Raw genomic sequence first — 18,922 nt, forward strand, 5'->3', positions numbered from 1 at the left:
GCTGGCGTGGGCGTGAAGACCACCGGATGCGGCTCCAGCGGTGCTCCGATGCTACGCAAATCCCCCGTTTGCGACTGCCAACAATTGTGTCGGCGGCCGTAACAGGCAGTGCCCCGAAACGCGTCCCGTGGCCGCGATCACGTCATACCGAGGCAGGCTGCGAGGCCGCGGCAAACGGCAGCTCGATGCGGAACACGGCACCCATGCCGGCCTGGCTGCGCACGCTGGCATGGCCACCATGCCGCTCGGCCACGGCGCGCACCAGCACCAGGCCCAACCCGGTCCCTTCGGGCGCGCCCTGCTGGCCTTCGTGCAGCCGCGCAAACGGCTCGAACAGCCGGGCCTGGTCGGCCTCGGAAATGCCCGGCCCATGGTCCTGCACGGCCACCACGAAGCGCTCTGCCTCACGCGTCAGCGACACCGTCACGGTCCCGCCCGCGGGGCTGAACTTGATCGCATTGCTGACCAGGTTGGCGATGGCGCGCACCAGCAATGCGGGTTCGCCCTGCAGCACCGCGGGCTCGTCGGGCAGGTCGATCTGCAACGACACCTCGCGTGTCTTGGCCAGCGCCCACAGCTGGTCGGTGGCGTCGAGCACCAGGCCGCCGAGCTCCACCTCCATGAACGCCAGCGCCTTCGACTCCGCGCGCGCCACGCTGATGAAATCGTCGGCCAGCGTCAGGGTGCGGCGCGCATGCGCGGCGATCCGGGCCAGCACGCCGCTGTCCGCGGCGGCATCGCCCGCGCTGGTGGCGCCCCGCGTGGCGGCGCTGGTGCCCGCCTGACGCGCGCGCCGTTCCTCCAGTTCGATCAGCGCCAGGATCGACGCCTGCGGCGAGCGCATGTCGTGCGACAGGAAGCGCAGCATCTGCTCGCGCTGGCGCTCCGCCAGGCGGATCGCGGTAATGTCGATCACACTGACGATCAGGCCCGCCACGGCGCCGGATTCGCCATGCAGCGGCGCGCCATGGAGCAGGTAGCGGCGGTCGCCGCGCCCGGACACTTCGATGCCGCCCTCGGGCACCGGCGCTGACGGCACCGGTGCGCCGGCGTAGCGATCGTGCAGTGCCTGCCAGTAGGCCAGCGCCGGTGCCGGTGCCGGGCACACCGCCTCGATCAGCGCGCGGATGCCGGGACGCGGCAGGCCCGGCTCCGCTGGTCCCTCCGGTACGCGCGCCAGCAGCGCCGGGGCCAGCGTCACGCAACGCCGGTTGGCCAGCAGCACGCCGCCATCCAGGTCGCAGATGGCGGTGGCATCGGGCAGGCTTTCCAAACCGTCGGAGAGGAAACGGCGCAGGCCGCGCAATTGCGCGCTGACGCCGTAGACGGCGCGCATGCGGCTGTCAAGGGTGGCGCCGGCGTGGCGCGGCGCGGGCATCACGCCGGGCTCGCGCTCGAGCCGCGCCAGCTCGTCGCTGAGGAAGCGCAGCGCCGCTTCCTGGCGCAGCCAGCTCCACAATGGATAGAACAGCACGCAGCCCAGCACCGCGGCGGCCGGGGCAAACCATAGCCGCGCCAGCGCCAGCAGCGCCAGCGACCCCAGCAGCAGGCCGGCCAGCAGCAGCCCGGTGGCGACCAGCGCGCCGCGCGGCGGCAGCCGCAGCGCCGCCAGCGCCGCCAGCAGCACCGCCAGCAGCGTGCCGCCGGCCTGCCATGCCGGCGACACCGCGACAATGGCATCGCCGTCGCTCACCGCCTGCACCGTGTTGGCCAAAATCTCCACGCCGCTCATGCCGCGGCCATCGCGCGAGACCGGTGTCGGCAGCACGTCCCCCATGCCGGTGGCAAGCGCGCCGATCAGCACCGCCTTGCCGGCAAACATGGCCGGATCGGCGTGGCCATCGAGCACGTCGCGCACCGACACGCGGGCGAAGGTGCCGGGCGGGCCGGCGTACGGAATGCGCAGGCGGCCGCTGCGTTCCCAGCCATTGGCTTCGGTGACCACGGCCGGCTCGTGGCGCACGCCCTCGGGCAGCGCGCCCGCGCGGCCGAAACCCGCCATCACCGCGGCCAGGTGCGGCACGCCGGCGGCGGCCACCGGGTGCGGGCCTTCGCGCAGGTAGACCTGGCGCGCCACGCCGTCGGTATCGACCACCATGTTGATATGGCCGACGGCGGCGCCCAGCCCGGCCAGCGGATAGCGCACCAGCATGCCGGCGGGGCCGGGCTCGGCCAGCACCGGCAGCACCACGTTGCCGGCCAGCGCCATGCTGCACGCCAGCACGGCGTCGTCTTGCGGATAGCGGGTATCGCGCTCGGACAGGATCACGTCGACGCCGATCACGCGCGGGCCGCCCGCGGCGATGCGTTCGATCAGCTGCGCAAGCACCGCGCGGCGCCACGGCCAGCGGCCGATGGCGGTGATGCTGGCGTCGTCGATGCCGACGATGACGATGTCGTCGCGGGCGGGATGATGCTGGGCGCCGATGGCGATGTCGTAGGCGGCCAGGTCGGCGCGTTCGGTCCAGCCCTGGCGCGCCGCGAACATCACCAGCGCCAGCACCGCAGCGGCCAGCAGGCACCATTCGACCAGCGTGCGCTGGCCGAAGGCGCGCCCCGCCGCAGGCGGCTGCGCGCGCGCCCCCGGGGCGGCGGGTGCGTCAGTGGAGCCGGATGCGGCCACCGCCGTCCGGCCGGTCGCCCGAGCCGATTGCGCCGCCCTGCCCGTCGCGCAGCATGGCGATGACTTCAATGCGCTGCGGCACCGAGAACGCGGCCGGATCGGGCGCCACGCCGGGCGCGGCGCGCGCCACGCGGATGAAATAGACGCCCGGCGCGGGGCGCGGCAGGTCGATGGCGTTGCTGGCGGTGTGTTCGTCCGCCAGCAGCGTGGCAAAGCCCGCATCGGCCGCCAGCTGCACCCGGTAGCCGGGGCCGCCGCCGCCATCGGGCCAGCCGATGTGCAGCGCGCCACCGTCGTCCTGCAGCGTGGGAACCGGCGGCTTGGGCTCGACGCGGAACGGCACCGCGTCCGACCACGGGCCCGGCAGGCCCGCCGCATCGACGCTGCGCACGCGCCACCACCAGCGGCCCGGCGCCAGCGCCCGCGCCGCGGGCGACGCGGCGGCGGCGTGGACGGCGGCGTCGCGGCTAAAGGCGGCATCGGTGGCGAGCGCCAGCTCGTAGCTGGCGGCGCCCGGCACCGTGGCCCATTCGAAGCTGACGGCATCGGCATAGCGCACCGCATCCGCGGCGGGCTGCTGCGTGAACGGTGCCGGCGGGTTGAGCCGCACCGAGACCGGCGCCTGCGCGTCATGGCCGGTCAGCTGGTGCCGGTCGATGGCGCTGACGCTGAGGTACAGCGTGCCTTCCGGCAGGCCCTCGACCCGCACCCGGGCGGCATCGGCGCCGCTGGCGGTGCCGGTCCAGACCAGTTCGCTCAGCGCCGCATCGCGTGCCACCCGCACGCGGTAGGCTACGGCGCCCGGCACCGGTTGCCAGGCCGCCTCGAACGACGGCCCCAGCACGATTTCATTCGGCGGCAGCAAGGCCGGCGCCGGCAGCAGCGCCACCGGCTGCGACAGCCTGCCGCCCGCCGACACGCCGATGCCATAGCCAGCCTCGAGCGACGCCGCCGCGGTCATCGCGCGCTCCGGTGCCGCTGCGGACCTTGTGCGCGCGGCGCTGACGCCGACGCGGCCTTGCAGCACCTCGCTGCGGCTGCCGCCGGCGTCGGCCGAAACGCGGTAACGGGTGCCGCGCACGCCGGTCACCATCATCGGCGTATGCATCTCGAAGCGGCCGACCCCGCCGCCCTCGGGCGCCACGCGGGTCTCGGCCGCGCCCTTGTCGATGCGGATCACGGTGTCGACCAGGCCACTGCGCGCAAACGTGCGCAGCCGGTTCACCGCCACCGTGGTGCCGGGCGGCAGGGTGACGCGGGTGCGGTCCGGCAGTTCGAGCGTGGCCGAACCGCCGGCCGGGGTCTCGATGCGCGCCGCTTCGTCCAGGGTCATGCCGACCTGCACCGGCCGTCCGTTGGCGCGCACCTCGCCGCTCACGTAGACCACGCGCGCCGACGCCGCCTGCTCCGGAATCTGGCTCAGCGGGATGCGCACGCGCGACCCCGGCACCAGCCGGTATGGATCGGCCACGCCGTTCAGGCGCTGCAGCGTGCGCCAGCCCTGTTCGGATGCCATGTAGCGCGAGGCCAGCCCGATCAGCGTATCGCCGGGTTCCACCACGTAGATAAAGTCGGCGCCCTGCGCGCCCGCGGGCCCGGCCTGCGCGGGCACTGCCGCACCGGCCAGCACGGCCAGCGCGATACCCCGCACGACCCTACGCATCGCGGTCCTCATCCGCCTGCGCTTCTGCCGCGGAAATCTCTTCGAAACGATAGCCGTGCGAATACACCGAGGTCAGCCGCACGCCGTTCTCGGGACGCAGCGCCAGCTTCAGGCGCAAGCGGGAAATATGCGTGTCGAGCGTGCGCGACCCCGCCCCCATGGCGCGGCCCCACACCGCCTGCTCCATCACCTCGCGCGCCAGCAGGCGCCCGGTATTGCGGAACAGGAACAGGGCCAGCTCATATTCGCGCGGCGATAGCACCGCGGCTTCGGCGCCGACGGTGATGGTGCGCGCGTGGGTATCGACGGTGTAGTTGCCGCGCCGGATCAGTTCGACTTCCTGCGCGGCCTCCGGGTAGGCGCGGCGCAGCAGCGAGCGCACGCGCGCGACCAGCTCGCCGGCGCGGATGGGCTTGAGCATGTAGTCGTCGGCGCCCACCGCCAGGCCGTCGACGATATCGGATTCGGCGGTACGGCTGGTAACGAACAGGATCGGCGGCATGTTGCCGGACTTCTGCCGCACCCAGCTGACCAGTTCATAACCGCTGGTGCCCGGCAGCTGCCAGTCGACCAGCAGCAGGTCGTAGGCGCGCTCGCGCAGCGCGCGCAGCAAGTCGGCGCCGTTGGCGAAGGATTCGCATTCGAAACCGGCTTCGCCCAAAATCTGCCGGATCAGTTCGGCCTGATCCGGATCATCCTCCACGGATGCAATTCGCATACCTCTACACCCTTCTGCCAGCTTCCGACTGCAACTGCGGTCTCTGCCACGGCGTGTCGACGGCTCGGCCGGCAAGTCATTCTTTGTATTTCGCCCTGGCAAGGGGGGCGCGGCCGTCGATCTGAACCGGCGGGCCAGGCCGAAGCCCGCCGGCTGCCGCAATGTTACCTAATCGCGGCCCATTCCGTCGAGACGCCCCGAGGTGGGGTGCGCCGGCGTGCCCACCGGGCACCATCGGTCCCATCCGGCACCATCGCCGCCCGCCGCGCGCTATTGCAGCATGTAGGTCTCGTACTCCAGCCGCTCCAGCTTGTGGTCCAGCATGGCCAGCGCCAGCGCCACCACCACCAGCAGCGACACCGCGAAGCCATAGCCGTACCAGGCCGGCCCCAGCTGCAGCGTCACCAGCGTCAGGGCGCAGTTCAGCACCACGAACAGCGCGGTCAGCAGCAGCACCTCGCGGCGCCGGTCCAGGTAGAAGTAGATGTTGAGCACGCCCAGCAGCACCACCTGCAGGCTGGCGCCGATCACGTCGACGTACAGCAGCGGCAGGTACAGCTCGGAAATGCCCAGCAGCCGCAGCACCCACGTGCCCACCGCGAACAGCAGCAGCGCGGCGATCGCCTGTACCTTGACGATCTCGTACAGGCCCAGCCGGATGGTCTGGACCATGGTGTTGCGCATGTCCTCGATATGCTCCAGCGAGCTGCCGCCGCGCACGGCATCGTAGAACGCGTCGTAGTATTCGACGAAATCGGTCTCGATGCGCACGAGGAACACCGCCATGCCGGGAATGATGGCGAGGTAGGCCAGGAACACCGGGATGTCGTAGATGATCGACGCGCGCAGCGGGCCGATCACCTGGTGGCCGGTGGACGGCGCGTACCAGAACATGAACTTGTCGATCCAGATGCCCAGGTTGTAGAGCAGCCCGATCGCCACCAGGCTGGGGTAGGCATAGCGGCGCCGGAACACCTCGAAGGAGATGAACTGGCGGCTGGTGTAGTTGCGGTAGATCAGCGTCACCATGCCGGTCAGCAGGCACAGCTGGCCCGCGACGAACCCGCCCAGCAGCCCTTCCATGCCGTAGCCGCGCAGCCCCAGCGCGGCCGCCACCGAGACCGCGTAGCCCAGCAGGAAGGTCCACACGATGGCCTTGTACTGCTTCATGCTCGACAGGAAGATCGCGGCGATCCAGATATTGCTCAGCACCACGAAGCCCGCCACCATCAGCAGCCGGTACAGCACCGACTGCTCGCCGAAGCTGAACACCGCGCACGCCACGCCGATGCCGCCCGACAATACCGTGGCCAGCAGCGCCACTGCGTGGTAGTTGCTGAGGATCAGGTGGTCGCGCTTCTCGAACAGCCGGTCGGAGGTAAAGCGCGTGAACGACAGCTGCATCGGCCCGGTCAGGATCAGGCTGCCCGCGATCAGGTAGGTCACCGAGACCTGGAACTGCGTGATCAGCGTGCCCGGCACCACGAACGGCAGGCTCAGCATGCCGATCAGCAGGATGCCGACGATCGACAGGATCCACGGCCCCGAGCTGATGATGCCGGCATACGCGTAGGCGCTGAGCATGCCGGACAGGTTGTCCCGCCGCAGCATCTTGCGCAGCTCGAATCCAATGCCAGCCATGCTCAGGCTCCTCCGTGGACCGGGCAGCGCGCGGGATTGCCGCCGTGCCGGGCTGCGTCGGGCGCGGCGCCGTCGGCCCGCGCCATCAGCCGTTGATACAGTTCGCGGTAGCTGCCCACCATGCGCTCCTGGGTGTAGTAGCGCTCCACGCGCGCCACGCCCGCGGCCTGCGCCGCCTGCCAGCGCGCCGGCTCGCGCAGCAGCCCGAGCGCGGCCGCGGCCAGCGCGGCCGGATCGGCAATGCGCACCACCTCGCCCGCCGGGCCCAGCGCGGCGTCCTCGCCGGGCAGGCCGAACAGCAGCTCGCGGCACGAGCCCACGTCGGTGGTCACGCACGGCACGCCGGCGGCAAAGCCTTCCAGCACCACCAGGGGTAGCGCTTCGCTGATCGAACTGAGGACCAGCACGCCCACCTGCGGCAGCAGCGCGTCGATGCGCTGGAAGCCGAGGAATTTCACCTTCTGGCCCAGCCCCAGGCTTTCGGCCAGGCTGCGGCATTCGCGCGCGTATTCGGGGTCTTCGTCCTCCGGGCCGGCGATCCAGCCTTCGGCCTCGGGGTATTCGCGCACCACCGTCAGCATCGCGCGGATAAAGGTCTTGACGTCCTTGATCGGCACCACCCGGCCGATCAGGCACAGCACCGGCGGCACCCCCGGCTGGCGCCGCGCGCGCAGCGGCGCCAGGCGCGGCAGGTCAATGCCGTTGGGAATGCTGCGCGTGCGCGCCTCGGGCGCGCCGTCCTGCACCTGGCGGCGGCGGTTGCCTTCGTACAGCGCGACGATGTCGTCGCCGGCGTCATAGCAGACCCGGCCCAGGGTTTCGAAAAAGCGCACCCACAGCTCGCGGAAATAGCTGATCTGGGAGATGTCGCGCTCGAACACGTTGCGGTTGTCGCGGATCCACTGGCTCTGGAACAGGTCGATCTTGCGTTCCTTGGTATAGATGCCGTGCTCCGACACCAGCAGCGGGCGCTGGTTGCGGTGGCGCAGCAGCGCGCCGAGAAAGCCCGCATAGCCGGTGGAGACCGTGTGGTAGACGCGCGCCGGGATCAGCCCGTCGGCAATCCGCACCAGCTGCCACAGCGGCTTGTGCATGATGCGCACGGTCCAGAAGTAATCGGTGAAGGACGGGTCGGTGCAGAAGCGCCGGTATTGGTCGGTGATGGTCTGCCAGGCGCGGCGGCTGTACAGGAACGCGTCCTCGCCCAGCGCGCCGCCCTCGCGCAGCGCCGGCATCAGTTCGCGGATCATCGCGCCGGCCTCGGCCTCGCGGCCCGGCTCGCGCAGCAGGTCGTGCAGGCGGTCAGCGGCGTCGAACGCCTTCGCGTCGCCGCTGCGGCCCTGCGCCAGCGGCGGCGGCGGGAAGTCATAGAGGTAGTGCGTTTCCAGGTGCACCACGTTGGCCGGCAGCTGGTAGGCCATGTCGCCATAGTCCTCGCGCCGGCTGCCGATGAAGACGATGCCAAAGCGCAGCTCCGGGAACGCGCGGATCATCTGGTTGACCCAGCTCGACACGCCGCCGCTTACGTACGGGAAGGTGCCTTCGAGCAGCAGCATGACGTCGGCCGACGCCGCTTTCAACAGGATCTCGCTCATGATTGCCAGTACCGCAGCAGGGGCCGCACCAGCGGGAGCGGCGAGGGGCTGTCAAACGATGCCATCAACTGGCGCACCGCGGCGTAGTCGCGTTCCAGGTAGGCGGCTTCGGCCAGGTGCGGCAGCACGCGCTCGCGCGCGAAGCCGAGCGCCTCGGCGCGCTGCAGCCAGGCGCGCGCCTCGCGCGGGGCGTTGCGCGCCAGCGCCAGGCGTCCGCGCATGTACCACAGCGAGGCAATGCCGTCGTCGTGCGACAGCGCCGCGCTGGCGTAGCGCTCGACCTGGCTGGCGGTATAGCGGTAGACGTCGCCCTGCACCAGGTTCTGGTAGATCAGTTCCCAGTACAGGTCGGCCAGGCGCTTGCTGATCTCGGCGCGCTCGCCCGGGCTGTAGGCGGCTTCCAGCCGCGGCAGCTCGGCCAGGATCTGCTGGGTCAGCTGCTTCTCGGCGCCGTCCAGCATGCCGTAGGCGAGCAGCCGGATATCGTCGGCGCTGTCGGCCAGCAGCTCGCGCAGTACCGGGCTGACGGTGCGCGCCGGCATCGACTGCATCGCCACCAGCGCGGTCATGCGCTCCGGCAGCGGCGCGCGCGCATTGCCCAGTTGCGCCCGCAGCCGCGCGCCGCCGCCATGCGTGACGCGCGACATCAGGTGCGTGACGAATTCGGGCAGGCCCACGGTGCCGATGCCGCTGGTGTCGACGCGGCGCGGGAACAGCTTCGACAGCAGGTAGCTGCCCACGCACACGAGCGCGCCGCCGAGCGGCACGAAGAAGCAGAACAGCGCCAGGAAGCCGTAGCTCCACGCGAACGGCACGCGCAAGCGCCGCGGCAGCAGGCGCCACAGCAGCAGCGCCGTCAGCGCCGCGGCCACGGCCTGCATGCCGAAAAACGCCAGCAGCAGCGCGGTGCTGTTGCCGGCGCGCGCCAGCAGCGCCAGCGCGGCGATCTGGGCGGCCAGGCCGCCGGCGCCGAGCTTAAACATGGGGCGCTTTCCCGTCTGCCGGTGCCGGCCGCGCCGCCGTGCCGTCCACCTGGGCCCGGCGCAGCAGCTTGACCAGCGCCTCTTCGGCACCGGTCGCGGGCACCGCCAGCGAGTAGACGCCGATGCCGGCGCGGGTGAAATCGGTGCCGAACTGCGCGCGCAGCATGTCTTCGATGCGCACCAGGTAGGCCGCCACGGCCTGCGCATCGGACAGCGGCATCAGCGTCAGCATGGCGCGATGGTGGGGGTTGACCAGCGGCCAGGCCACGTCCAGCGCGCGCCGGCTGCGTACCACTTGCTCGAACAGCGCATCGCGCTCGGGATCGGTGTCGAACACCAGCGCCACCACCGAGCTGTCGATGCCGGTCTCGCGCTGCAGCCGCGACAGGCGCGCATAGTCCAGCGCAAACGGATACGGGCACGCCGGCAGCGCCGCCAGGATGGTGCGGGTGGCGCCGGCATGCTCGACGCCGTCGGCGTAGTAGCCCAGCAGCACCATCAGCATCTGCAGGTTTTCATAGTTCAGCGACAGGAACGGCATGCGCTCGACCACCAGCAGGCCGATCAGGTGGTCGGAGCCCGCCAGCACCGGCGCCACCGCCACGTAGCGCGTGCGCGCATCGTGCTGCAGGCCGTCGGCGCGCAGGTGGGCGAGCTGGCGCGTGTCCAGGCAGTGGCGCACCAGCGGATCGGTGGGATCGAGCGTGAAGGCCGGGCCGATGCTGGCCGCGGCCTCGGTCTCGACGCGCTCGCCATCGCAGGCGTAGAGCGCGGCCGCCTCCACCTGGCACGCCTGCGCCACCACCTGCAGCACCGGCTGCGCGCCGGCCAGCACGTGGCCGCCGCGGGCGGCCTCTTCCAGCGCCACGCCGCGCAGTTGCGACAGGGTGTCGCGCAGCGTGGTGGGCCGCGCCAGGAGGTCGTTTTCCAGCCGCGAGTGGGAGATGCGCAGCAGGTAGTGATTCTTGGTCAGCGCCGCCAAGCGCTCGTCCAGGTAGCGGTTCACGGCGCGCGCCCGCGCCAGGCGCGTGCCCCAGATATCGCCGAACTGCCCGGCTACCAGCACCAGCAGCAGGCCGCCCAGGAAGAACAGGCGCGGGAACGGACCGGGCATCACGCCGGTCTGGTGGTACAGGTACCAGGCGCCGAGCAGCATCAGCACGCTGCCCACGCCGATCAGCGTGCCGTAGCGCAGCGCCAGGATCACCGGCAGCAGCCAGGCCCATGGAAAGCCCATGCCCAGCAGCAACGGGTTCTGCGGCAGCACCAGCCAGGCCAGGCCGAGCGCGGCCAGCATCGCCACTACGAGTTCCACCGCGGCGGCGGGTCCGGTGACCGCGGGCGCGAGCAGGCGCGCATAGCGCCCGCCCAGGCCAATACCCTGTCCCTGCCGCGCGCGATAGGTGTTGTCAGCCGTCTTGGCCACGCTCATCCCCTTGCTCCAACCATCCATCGCCGCGCTGGCGCGGCGCCGTGCCGATCAACGCCACCCTCACCTCAGCCATTCATCAGCCCTGCATCAGCGGCGCCAGCAGGCGGCGCAGCAGCTTCTGCGCGGTGCCCGACAGCGAGGCGCGGCTCCAGCCGCTGTCGCTGCCGGTGGCGGACCACACCACTTCGCCGCTGTTCACGTCGAGCAGCTGCAGCGAGATGCCGACCGCCGGCTCGCCATCCACGCCAACCTTGTAGCGCCATTCCTGCACCGCGCCGGTCAGCGCATAGCGGGCCTTCTCGGCGCGCGCCCATTCCAGCGCCTTGCCCACCGCCTCGCGCTCGGCCGGCTCGAACAGCGTTTCCGGGTTCAGCGAGGCGGGATAGCGCTTCAGGCTGGCTACGCCGCCAGTCTTGAGCAGGCTCTCGGCGATGGCTTCGGCGCGCAGGCCGGCCTGCGGCGTCTCGGTGTAGTTGACGATCGGCAGCACCGCGATGGTCTCGCCGCGCGCCAGCGCCGGCGCGCGGCCGACGTCCGTCACCGCGCAGCCCGCCAGCCACAGCGCCGCGCCCAGCGCGCCGCACCATGCCGCCAGCCGCCTCGCCACCGTCTTGCCCGTCATGCCCGTCATGCCCGTGCCTTGCTTGTTCATGTTCATCCCCTTTGTCCGTATTGCCATATCTGTTGATGCCCCGCCTGTCCTGCCATGCGCCCCGCGCTCAGTACAGCCAGCGGTAGCGCAATCCCAGTTCCGTCATCGGCCGCCCGCCATTGCGCGCCGCGGTCTCGTGCGAAACATAGAGCGCCAGGTGGTCGTTGCCGAACACCGAGCCCGCCACGCCGCCCTGCACGCGGAAGTTCTGCCGCGCGCGGGTGTCGTGCAACAGCCCGATCTCGCCGAACGGCCGCCACTTGCGCGTGTATTCGTCCAGCAGCTCGGTGCCGAAGCCGAACAGCACGCCAGCCTGCGTGAAGCCCTGCGGCATGTAGAACGCCGGCGTCGCGGCATCGCCGGCCGGCACCAGCGCGGCCTGGCGCGGCGTCAGGCTGCCGCCCTGCGTGCTGTAGCTGGCGTGCGTGGCGACCACGCGCACGGTGTAGTCCGGATACGCGGTCCGGATCTTGTAGCCGGCCTCGACGTCATAGACCACGCCGTGACCCAGCGTGCTGCGGTCCTGGCCGCGAAAGCGGCTGTACTCGATGCGCGCGCCGACGAACTCGCGCAGGCTGAAGCGCCACGTCGCGCCCAGTCCCAGCACGTCCTTGGCGCCGCCCACCCGCAGCGGCGCGGACTCGTCGGCCGGCTGGTTGAGCCCGGCCAGCGTGCTGAACTGCAGCCGCCCCTGCTGGTTCCACTCGCCGAAGAAGCGCGCCGTGGCCATGGTGTCGAGGCCCTCGCGGTAGCCCGCGGTGGCGCGCCAGCGCTGGTTGCTGTCGCGGTAGCCCAGCGACAGGTCGGCGCGCCGGTCCGACGACGGCACGTTGGCCAGCTGCCGCGGATCGGTGCTGCGCTGGTCGCGCCAGGTGCCGCGCAGGTTCAGGTCATAGCCATCCCACAGCCGCACGCCGCCGGCCAGGCTGCCTTCGGTGAACTCCAGCGGCTTCTGGTGCAGGAAGCGCACGCGCGGCTCGATCGCCTGGGCGTTGAACAGCAGTGTTTCGCGCAGGGTTTCCTGCAGCGCGTCATCGGAGCGGGCCCGCTCCTGGGTCTCATAGGCCAGCGTCTGCGCCGCGCCCAGGCGGTCCAGCCGCTGGTTGGCCTCGATCTGGCTCGCCACGGGCACGCGACCCGCCTGCCGCTCGAGGATGCGGTCCAGGCTGTTCAGGTCCTGCCGGTCCAGCGCGATCGCCACCTCGGCATAGGCCGGGCGCTGCAGCCTGCTGGCGTACTGGCGCGCCAGCCAGCCGCGCGCCAGTTCGTTCGATTCGGCGGACATCGCCCACGCCAGCGCCGCATCGCGTCCCGCGGCAGACAATGCGGCCTCGCGCCGCGCCGCGTCGCGCAAGACCTCGGCGGGGGCGGGCTCGCGCAGCGACGGCAGTCCTTCGATCTCGCCCAGCTGCGACGGCGCCCCCGCGGCCGGAGGGCTCACTTCTCGCGCCGCCGTGGAAGCGCGGTCGGCGCGCAGCATCTGGATCACCAGCGCGCGCGAGACCTCGCCCGAGGCAAAGATCTGCCCCAGCGCCACGGTCTGGCGGCGCAGGTCAGCGCGCGGCGGCGCGCCCGATGCGTTCTCGTGTTCCTCGTCGCCGTCGGTGTTATCCGGGCGCATGCGCGCATCCCCGGCACCGCGCCGGGCCCAGCCGCGCTGCAGGTCGATCCACGCCTGGCGGCGCACGCGCCAGGCCATGTCCGCCTGGCCGATGGCTTCATAGGCGTCGGCCAGCAGGCTGAGCCAGAGCGGATCGGCACTCTTGCCATCGTTGAGCTTGCGCAGGTAATGCAGCGCCGCGCGCCCGTCGTGGAAGCGCATATGGCCGGCGGCGAAGGCGCCCCACAGGTCGGGATTGTCCTCGGCCTGGTCCTGCAGGCGGCGCATCACCGCGCGCACTTCGGTATCGCTGCCCTGGTCGACCAGCGTCCACAGCAGCGCCGCCAGCGTTTCGCTGTCGGCGTCCGGCAGGCCCGCGGCATGGCGCAGGTCCGCCAGGGCCTGCTCGCGCTGGCCCGTGACGCGGTAGTACTCGGCGCGCCGCATCAGGAAGCGGCTGGACTGCCAGGCGGCGCGGCGCTGCTCCGCGCTCATGTCCTGCAGCAGCCGCTCGATGCGGCGGTAGGCGTGGGCGCGCGTGTAGTAGTACAGCGCCAGCTCCAGCGAGGCCGGGCTGGCGCTGCGGCGCCAGTCGGCCTCGGCGATGCGGCCGGCGTCGATCGGGGTCCTGTCGTAGTAGGCGATCAGGTTGGAGAAGTCCGCTTGCTGCGTGGCGCGGACCTCGGCCATGCAGTCGTTGCGCGCCGGGCCCTCCGGCAGTTGCCGGCAGTGCTCGTCGCGGGTCTGCGCGGCCGCCATCATCAGATGCCGGTAGCCGTCCTGCAGCAGGTCGTCGCGCTGGTTGAGCCGCGCCAGCTCGGTGAGCGTGCGCCAGAACAGCAGGTCGCGCGGACCCGCGGCGGCGCGCGCCGGCAGCATCGCGTCCAGCGCCTGTGGCAGCCTGCCGCGCACATAGAGCAGGTTGGCCAGCTTGAGCGCGTAGGCGGGGCGCGGGCCGAAGCGCTGCTGCAGTTGCGTATAGAGCTGGAAGGCGCGCTCGTCCTTGCCGGCGCGTTCGGCCAGCGCGGCGTGGCGTTCCATGATCTCGCGCGCCTTCGGGCCGCGGCTCAGGCCTTCGAGGAAGCGCATGGCCTCTTCCGGCTCGCCCAGGCGTTCATAGGCGGCCACCACCTGGTCCACCGTCTTCAGGTCCGAACCGCCCGCGCGGTGGCGCAGCGCGGCCAGGTAGGCGCGATCGTCGGACAGCCCCGGCGCGAGCCGCATCACCGCGTCCCACGCGCGCTCGTCGTTGGTGGCGCGGGCATAGTCGAGCCAGCTCTTCAGTGCCACCGCCGGCTGGCGGTTCCATTCCGCCACCTGCGCCAGCCGCTCGCGCCAGACCGGCTCGCCCGGCAGCCGGCGCACCGCGGTCTCGGCCACATGCTGGGCCTGGTCGAGCTTGCCCGCGGCCAGGAACACGCGATAGGCCAGTTCGTAGTCGTCGGCATTGAACTTCGTATCATCCGGCTGCGCGGACGGAGCTTCCTGTGCCGCGATCCTGCGCACGCCCAGCTGGCCGGAGGCGGCCAGCGCCTCGCGCAGCGCCAGGCCACGCGGCCCGTCGAGGAAGACCACGCCGCGCTCGTGCCACGGCTGGCTGGCGGCGATGCGCCGCACTTCGGCCTCGTGCACCGCCAGCGCGGCCCGCTCCGCATGGCCGGCATCGCGCAGCCGCGCCGACACCTTCAGCAGCCGCTCGACATAGCGGCTGGCCTGCTCCGGCTTGTTGGCCGCCAGCGCCAGCCGGGTCAGGTAGCGCAGCACCTCGGGGTCGTCGAGCAGCTTGCCGCCGTGGCGCTCGGCCTGCGCCAGCGCCTCGTCCAGCAGGTTGCCGGACTGCAGGGTCTGCACCGCCTTCAGGAACAGCGCGCGCCGCTCGGCCAGCGTGGTCGCGGCCGCCTGCTGCGCGAACAGTGCGTTGGCGGCATCGCGGTAGTCGCCGCCGGCAATCGCCATCTCCGCCAGCTGGCGGTTCCAGAATGCCGCGTTGTTGCGGTCCTGGCTCGCCAGCGCCGTATAGAACCGGCGCATCGCCGCATCCGCGCCGGCCTGGCGCGCCTGCGTCGCCAGCGCCTGCAGGTCCGCCACGCTCCAGCGGCGGCCGGCGGCCTGGTCCAGCAGCCGGCGCAGCTGCACCAGGTTCTGTTCGCGCTCGGCCGTTTCCGGCAGCGCGGCCCAGGCGCGCTGCTGCGTGATCTCGATGCGCGTGCGCAGCACCTGGCCCGACAGGTCGGTGCCCTGCACCGCCTGCATCCGCTCCAGCATGGCCTGAGCCTCTTCCAGGCGGCCGGTGCGCGCGTACTGCTCGGCCAGCACGCCCATGAAGGCGGGATCGTCGGGCGTGACCTTCCACCAGGCTTCCAGGTAGGCCATGGTCAGCCCGTCGATGGTGCGGCCCTGCCCCAGCAGCCGTTCGCGCAGGGTTTCGCGCGGGAACATCAGCGCCAGGCCGATCCCCACGATCGCGGTAAAGGTCAGCACCAGCGTCGGCGGCAGCAGCCGCTCGCGCTCAGCCGGCGCAGCGGACTTCGACTTGTTGCCTGACATGATTGGGGTCGGTCACGGGGGCGGTATCGACGCGCAGCGTGTTGCGCTCGCGCACGGCCGCCACGGCCTTGCCATCGACGCTGACGCGGCAATGGCCCGCGTTGGCCAGGCGGAAGAACGGCTTGAAGTAGCCACTGAAGGCAAAACGGGTGACGCCGTCGCGCTGCGACCAGTCGCGCACGATGCCGCTGGCTTCCACCAGCTGCGGCGTGGCGGCCGCCGTGAGGGCGGCGGCGTCGCGCACGGCGAAGCGCGCATCGCCGCCGTCCAGGTGCACGTAGACGCCGCCGCCGGGCGCCGGCGAGGTCCCGGTCACGCCCTGCGCCGCGGCAACATCGGGCAGGCCCGCGCCGCTCCAGCGCAGGTTGCGCAGGTTGCCGTCGCCGCGCACGATCCATTGCGTGCCGCTACTGCCGGCATTGCCGGCACTGCCGTCGCCCACCTCGCGCGCCACCGCCATCTCCTGCCAGTCGAGCACCTTGCGCACGTAATCGGTCGAATGCAACGGCAGCAGCGGCTGCGCCAGCACGTAGTCATAGACCTTGCGCAGCGCCTTCAGCGACGCCGCCTTGGTGCCGGAGTAGCTGTGGTAGTAGATGTTCACGGGCTTGAAGCGATACGGCCGGTCGGTCAGCTCGAAGGTCTCGATCACGCGTTCGAAGCCGTAGAACGGGCCATGCCACAGGTTGGTGTAGACGTTCTCATTCTGGTTGGGCGCAAACACCTGGAAGGTGCCGCCCGGCTTGTGGATGCCCAGCGGCGCGATCGCGGTCCAGCTGGGATTGCTGCGCGTGATCAGCGTGTCGCCGCCGTTCATATTGAATACGCGGGCCTGGTCGGTCAGGCGCAGGGCCTCGGCCGGCGGCTGGCAGTCGCCCGACCACAGCAGCAGGCTGACCGGCTTGCCGGCGGGCGCCAGGGTGCGGTTGATGTAGTCGATGGAACCGCCGATCTCGCGGTTCAGGTCCATGGTGTAGCCGGGGATGTTCAGGTGAAAGGCCTCGTCGCCCGCGCCCGCCGCAGCCTTGCCACCCTGCGTGGGCACCGTGCGCCCCCATTCGAACGGGTGCGAGAAGGTATGGCTGGCCACCTCGACATAGGGCCGGGCAAATATCTTGCGCGCGATCGGCTCGAGCTCGGCACTGAGCTTCGGGTACATGCCATCGCGGCTGACTTCGCCCTGGATCACCGACATGGTCATCGGCAGCCGGTAGCGGTCGAAGATCTCGCGCAACAGCACCTCGCCGGAGAAGCCGCCGCCGGGAATCTCGGCGCGCGAGGCAAAGCCGTCGCCATCGATATGGATGGTCAGCAGGCGCCGGCCGTTCTCGGTGGTGACGTCGGGCACCGGCATCGCGGGCAGGCGCAGCGCCTCGCGCAGGAAGTCCAGCGGCTGCACCACCCAGCGGCTGTCGGCGGTGCCGATGCCGCTCTCGTGCACGGCATACGGCCCCAGTACATAGCCGCCCCACGGCGTGATGGCCGCGGCGTCATAGGTCAGCGTGCCGGAGCGCAGGCGCAGCAGCGAGCGAAAGCCGTCGCCGTCTGGCACCTGGATCGCCTCGGCCTGGTTGCGGTCGGGCGCCACCGGCATCTCGAAGCCCATCATCGGGTCCTTGGCCAGCACCTCGACCGGGCCCGACACGCGCCCCCGGACCGCCTTCAGGCCGAAGCCGCGCGCCACCGCGCCGGTGACGCTGGTGCCGAAGTCGTTCAGGAACACCACCGGCATGCCCTGCGCCATGCGCGCCTGCACCCAGGTGTGGAAACGGCCCGGCTGCGCCGTGACCTTGCCCGTCAGGTACATCACCACGCCGGCATAACGGTCGGGCCCGATCTCCGGCAGTTCCTCGCTGGTGTCGGCGAACTCGACGCGGTAGCCCAAATAGTTGAGCGGCATCGAGACAAAGCGCACGCCCTCGGACTGGTCGATCGCCACGCCCGGGCCGCGCTCCTGCACCACCAGCACGCGCCGCGGCAGCACTTCGACCTTGCCGATGCCGATGGTCTGCAGGCCGGGATCGGCCACATAGGGGGTGATGCCCAGCGCGCGGATGCGCCGCGCGGTGTCGCGCGCGCAGCGGCGGTCCGCCGGCGGGCAGTAGTCGATCGACACCACCGGCAGCCGGTATTGCTCGCGGATGGTGCGCGCCTGTGCCAGCAGCCAGTCGCGGTCGGCCTGCGGCACCTCGACATAGCGGCCCTTGGCCTGGTCCCAGCCGCGGAACAGCGACTCGAAGGCGACGGCATACGCCAGCCCATGCACCTGCGGCAGGATCTCGAAGCCGCGGTTGAAGATCAGCCGGGCGTCGGGGTAGCGCGCCTTGATCGCGCGCACCACGCGCACCAGGCCGGCTTCCTGGCGCGCGCGCTCGGCGTCGGTCCTGGCGGCCAGCTGGTACGAATCCAGGGTATCGAGGAAAAAACCGCGGAAGCCGCGCGCCCACAGCGGCGCGATCACCTTGTCGACATAGAAGGCGGGCCAGCCGTCGGCCGCCTGATCGATCACCGGCGCGTTCCACGCATCGTTGCGGCCGACGAACCAGCTCTTGGGGATGTCCTTGAAGTAGGAGCGGCCTTCCAGCACCTCGCCCACACTGACATAGGCAAACCAGGCGGTCGCGGGGGTGGCGACCTGACGCGGGTCAAAGCCGCTGTCGGGTTCGACCACGGCGATATCGAAGGCCTGCAGCGCGTCGACCGGCGGCTTGGCGCCGTAGTGCAGCGCGATCGACGGCATGGCCGGAGCGGATGCCGCAGCGCCGGACGCCGGCTGTGCCGCGGCGGCCCCCGCCGTTCCAAGGGCAAGCAACAGCGCAGCGCGCTGCGCCAGATGCCTTAGCCAAGCCAACCATCCCGCCCGGCTTGGGGTGCAACCACCCCGGCCGCGCCGGCGGCCTTGCGCTTCCCCCAGTCGATTCACAGCGTGCTTCCCTTTATTTTGCGCACCCGAAGTGCACGGTGCCAGACATTTTAGAGGCGGTTCGCGACCGCGCGCGCCTGGTTCTGACCGTCAATTCGGAAAAGTCCGATGGTATCCGGCCTCCGCATGCTAGAGCAGCCCCCGGGGCCGTATTGTCAACAATTGTCCCGAAAAGGAGACATGGAGCTGGCTTGCACGTTAACCGCTGCCGGCGTGGGCCCCATGGTCGCGCCACCGGCGCAGCAGCAAGCCTGGGAAAGATAGTCCGCGCTGCGCCCGGCGACGTCACTGTCCGTTACCAGCTTTCCGGACGCCCGCTTTGCCACAACATGAAATCTTTGCGTTCATTCTCTTATGTATGGACGCGCATGCAGGCCATTGACTCATGTATTGACATGGATAACCTGCCCGCGGTCACGGGTATTGTGGTTTATCCGCATAATGTTATATCCGCGCCGGACTGGCCTCACCCGAACGCGGTAGGATCGGTGCCGTAAAAGTTTGTAAAAAAGATGGCACCAGCTTGCAGCGGGCGGCAGCCCATT

Annotated in this window: 10 protein-coding genes; all 10 read right to left on the reverse strand. The window is 71.0% G+C overall.

Annotation, left to right across the window (positions count from 1 at the left end; genetic code table 11):
* Window positions 1-142: 142 nt before the first annotated feature.
* Complete coding sequence (locus ACEI37_RS04105; RefSeq protein WP_373377460.1) at window positions 143-2,623, reverse strand: CHASE2 domain-containing protein; 2,481 nt, start codon at window positions 2,621-2,623, stop codon at window positions 143-145.
* Window positions 2,601-4,286 (reverse strand): FecR domain-containing protein, encoded by a 1,686-nt coding sequence (locus ACEI37_RS04110; RefSeq protein ID WP_373377461.1) that lies wholly within the window; start codon window positions 4,284-4,286, stop codon window positions 2,601-2,603. The genes ACEI37_RS04105 and ACEI37_RS04110 overlap by 23 nt, the downstream gene beginning before the upstream one ends.
* On the reverse strand, window positions 4,279-5,004 hold the full coding sequence (locus ACEI37_RS04115) for a response regulator transcription factor (protein WP_373377462.1): 726 nt from the start codon (window positions 5,002-5,004) through the stop codon (window positions 4,279-4,281). Before ACEI37_RS04115 ends, ACEI37_RS04110 begins: the two co-directional genes overlap by 8 nt.
* A gap of 270 nt (window positions 5,005-5,274) precedes the next feature.
* A complete protein-coding gene (gene pelG, locus ACEI37_RS04120) occupies window positions 5,275-6,645 on the reverse strand; it encodes an exopolysaccharide Pel transporter PelG (protein ID WP_062803613.1) in 1,371 nt (456 codons plus the stop codon).
* 2 nt (window positions 6,646-6,647) lie between these two features.
* A complete protein-coding gene (gene pelF / locus ACEI37_RS04125; RefSeq protein ID WP_373377463.1) occupies window positions 6,648-8,240 on the reverse strand; it encodes a GT4 family glycosyltransferase PelF in 1,593 nt (530 codons plus the stop codon).
* Entirely contained in the window at window positions 8,237-9,223 is a 987-nt protein-coding gene (locus ACEI37_RS04130; protein ID WP_373377464.1) for a tetratricopeptide repeat protein, read from the reverse strand. Before ACEI37_RS04130 ends, pelF begins: the two co-directional genes overlap by 4 nt.
* Window positions 9,216-10,655, reverse strand: coding sequence for a PelD GGDEF domain-containing protein (locus ACEI37_RS04135; RefSeq protein WP_373377465.1), 1,440 nt, complete (start codon window positions 10,653-10,655; stop codon window positions 9,216-9,218). The genes ACEI37_RS04130 and ACEI37_RS04135 overlap by 8 nt, the downstream gene beginning before the upstream one ends.
* A 76-nt stretch (window positions 10,656-10,731) precedes the next feature.
* Complete coding sequence (locus tag ACEI37_RS04140) at window positions 10,732-11,307, reverse strand: penicillin-binding protein activator LpoB (protein WP_373377466.1); 576 nt, start codon at window positions 11,305-11,307, stop codon at window positions 10,732-10,734.
* Window positions 11,308-11,374: 67 nt separating this feature from the next.
* Entirely contained in the window at window positions 11,375-15,454 is a 4,080-nt protein-coding gene (locus ACEI37_RS04145; RefSeq protein WP_373377467.1) for a tetratricopeptide repeat protein, read from the reverse strand.
* Window positions 15,417-18,194, reverse strand: a complete 2,778-nt coding sequence (locus ACEI37_RS04150; RefSeq protein WP_373377468.1) for a bifunctional glycoside hydrolase 114/ polysaccharide deacetylase family protein — start codon at window positions 18,192-18,194, stop codon at window positions 15,417-15,419. The genes ACEI37_RS04145 and ACEI37_RS04150 overlap by 38 nt, the downstream gene beginning before the upstream one ends.
* Window positions 18,195-18,922 lie beyond the last annotated feature (728 nt).

The organism is Cupriavidus nantongensis (assembly GCF_041726985.1).
Classification (GTDB): domain Bacteria; phylum Pseudomonadota; class Gammaproteobacteria; order Burkholderiales; family Burkholderiaceae; genus Cupriavidus; species Cupriavidus nantongensis_A.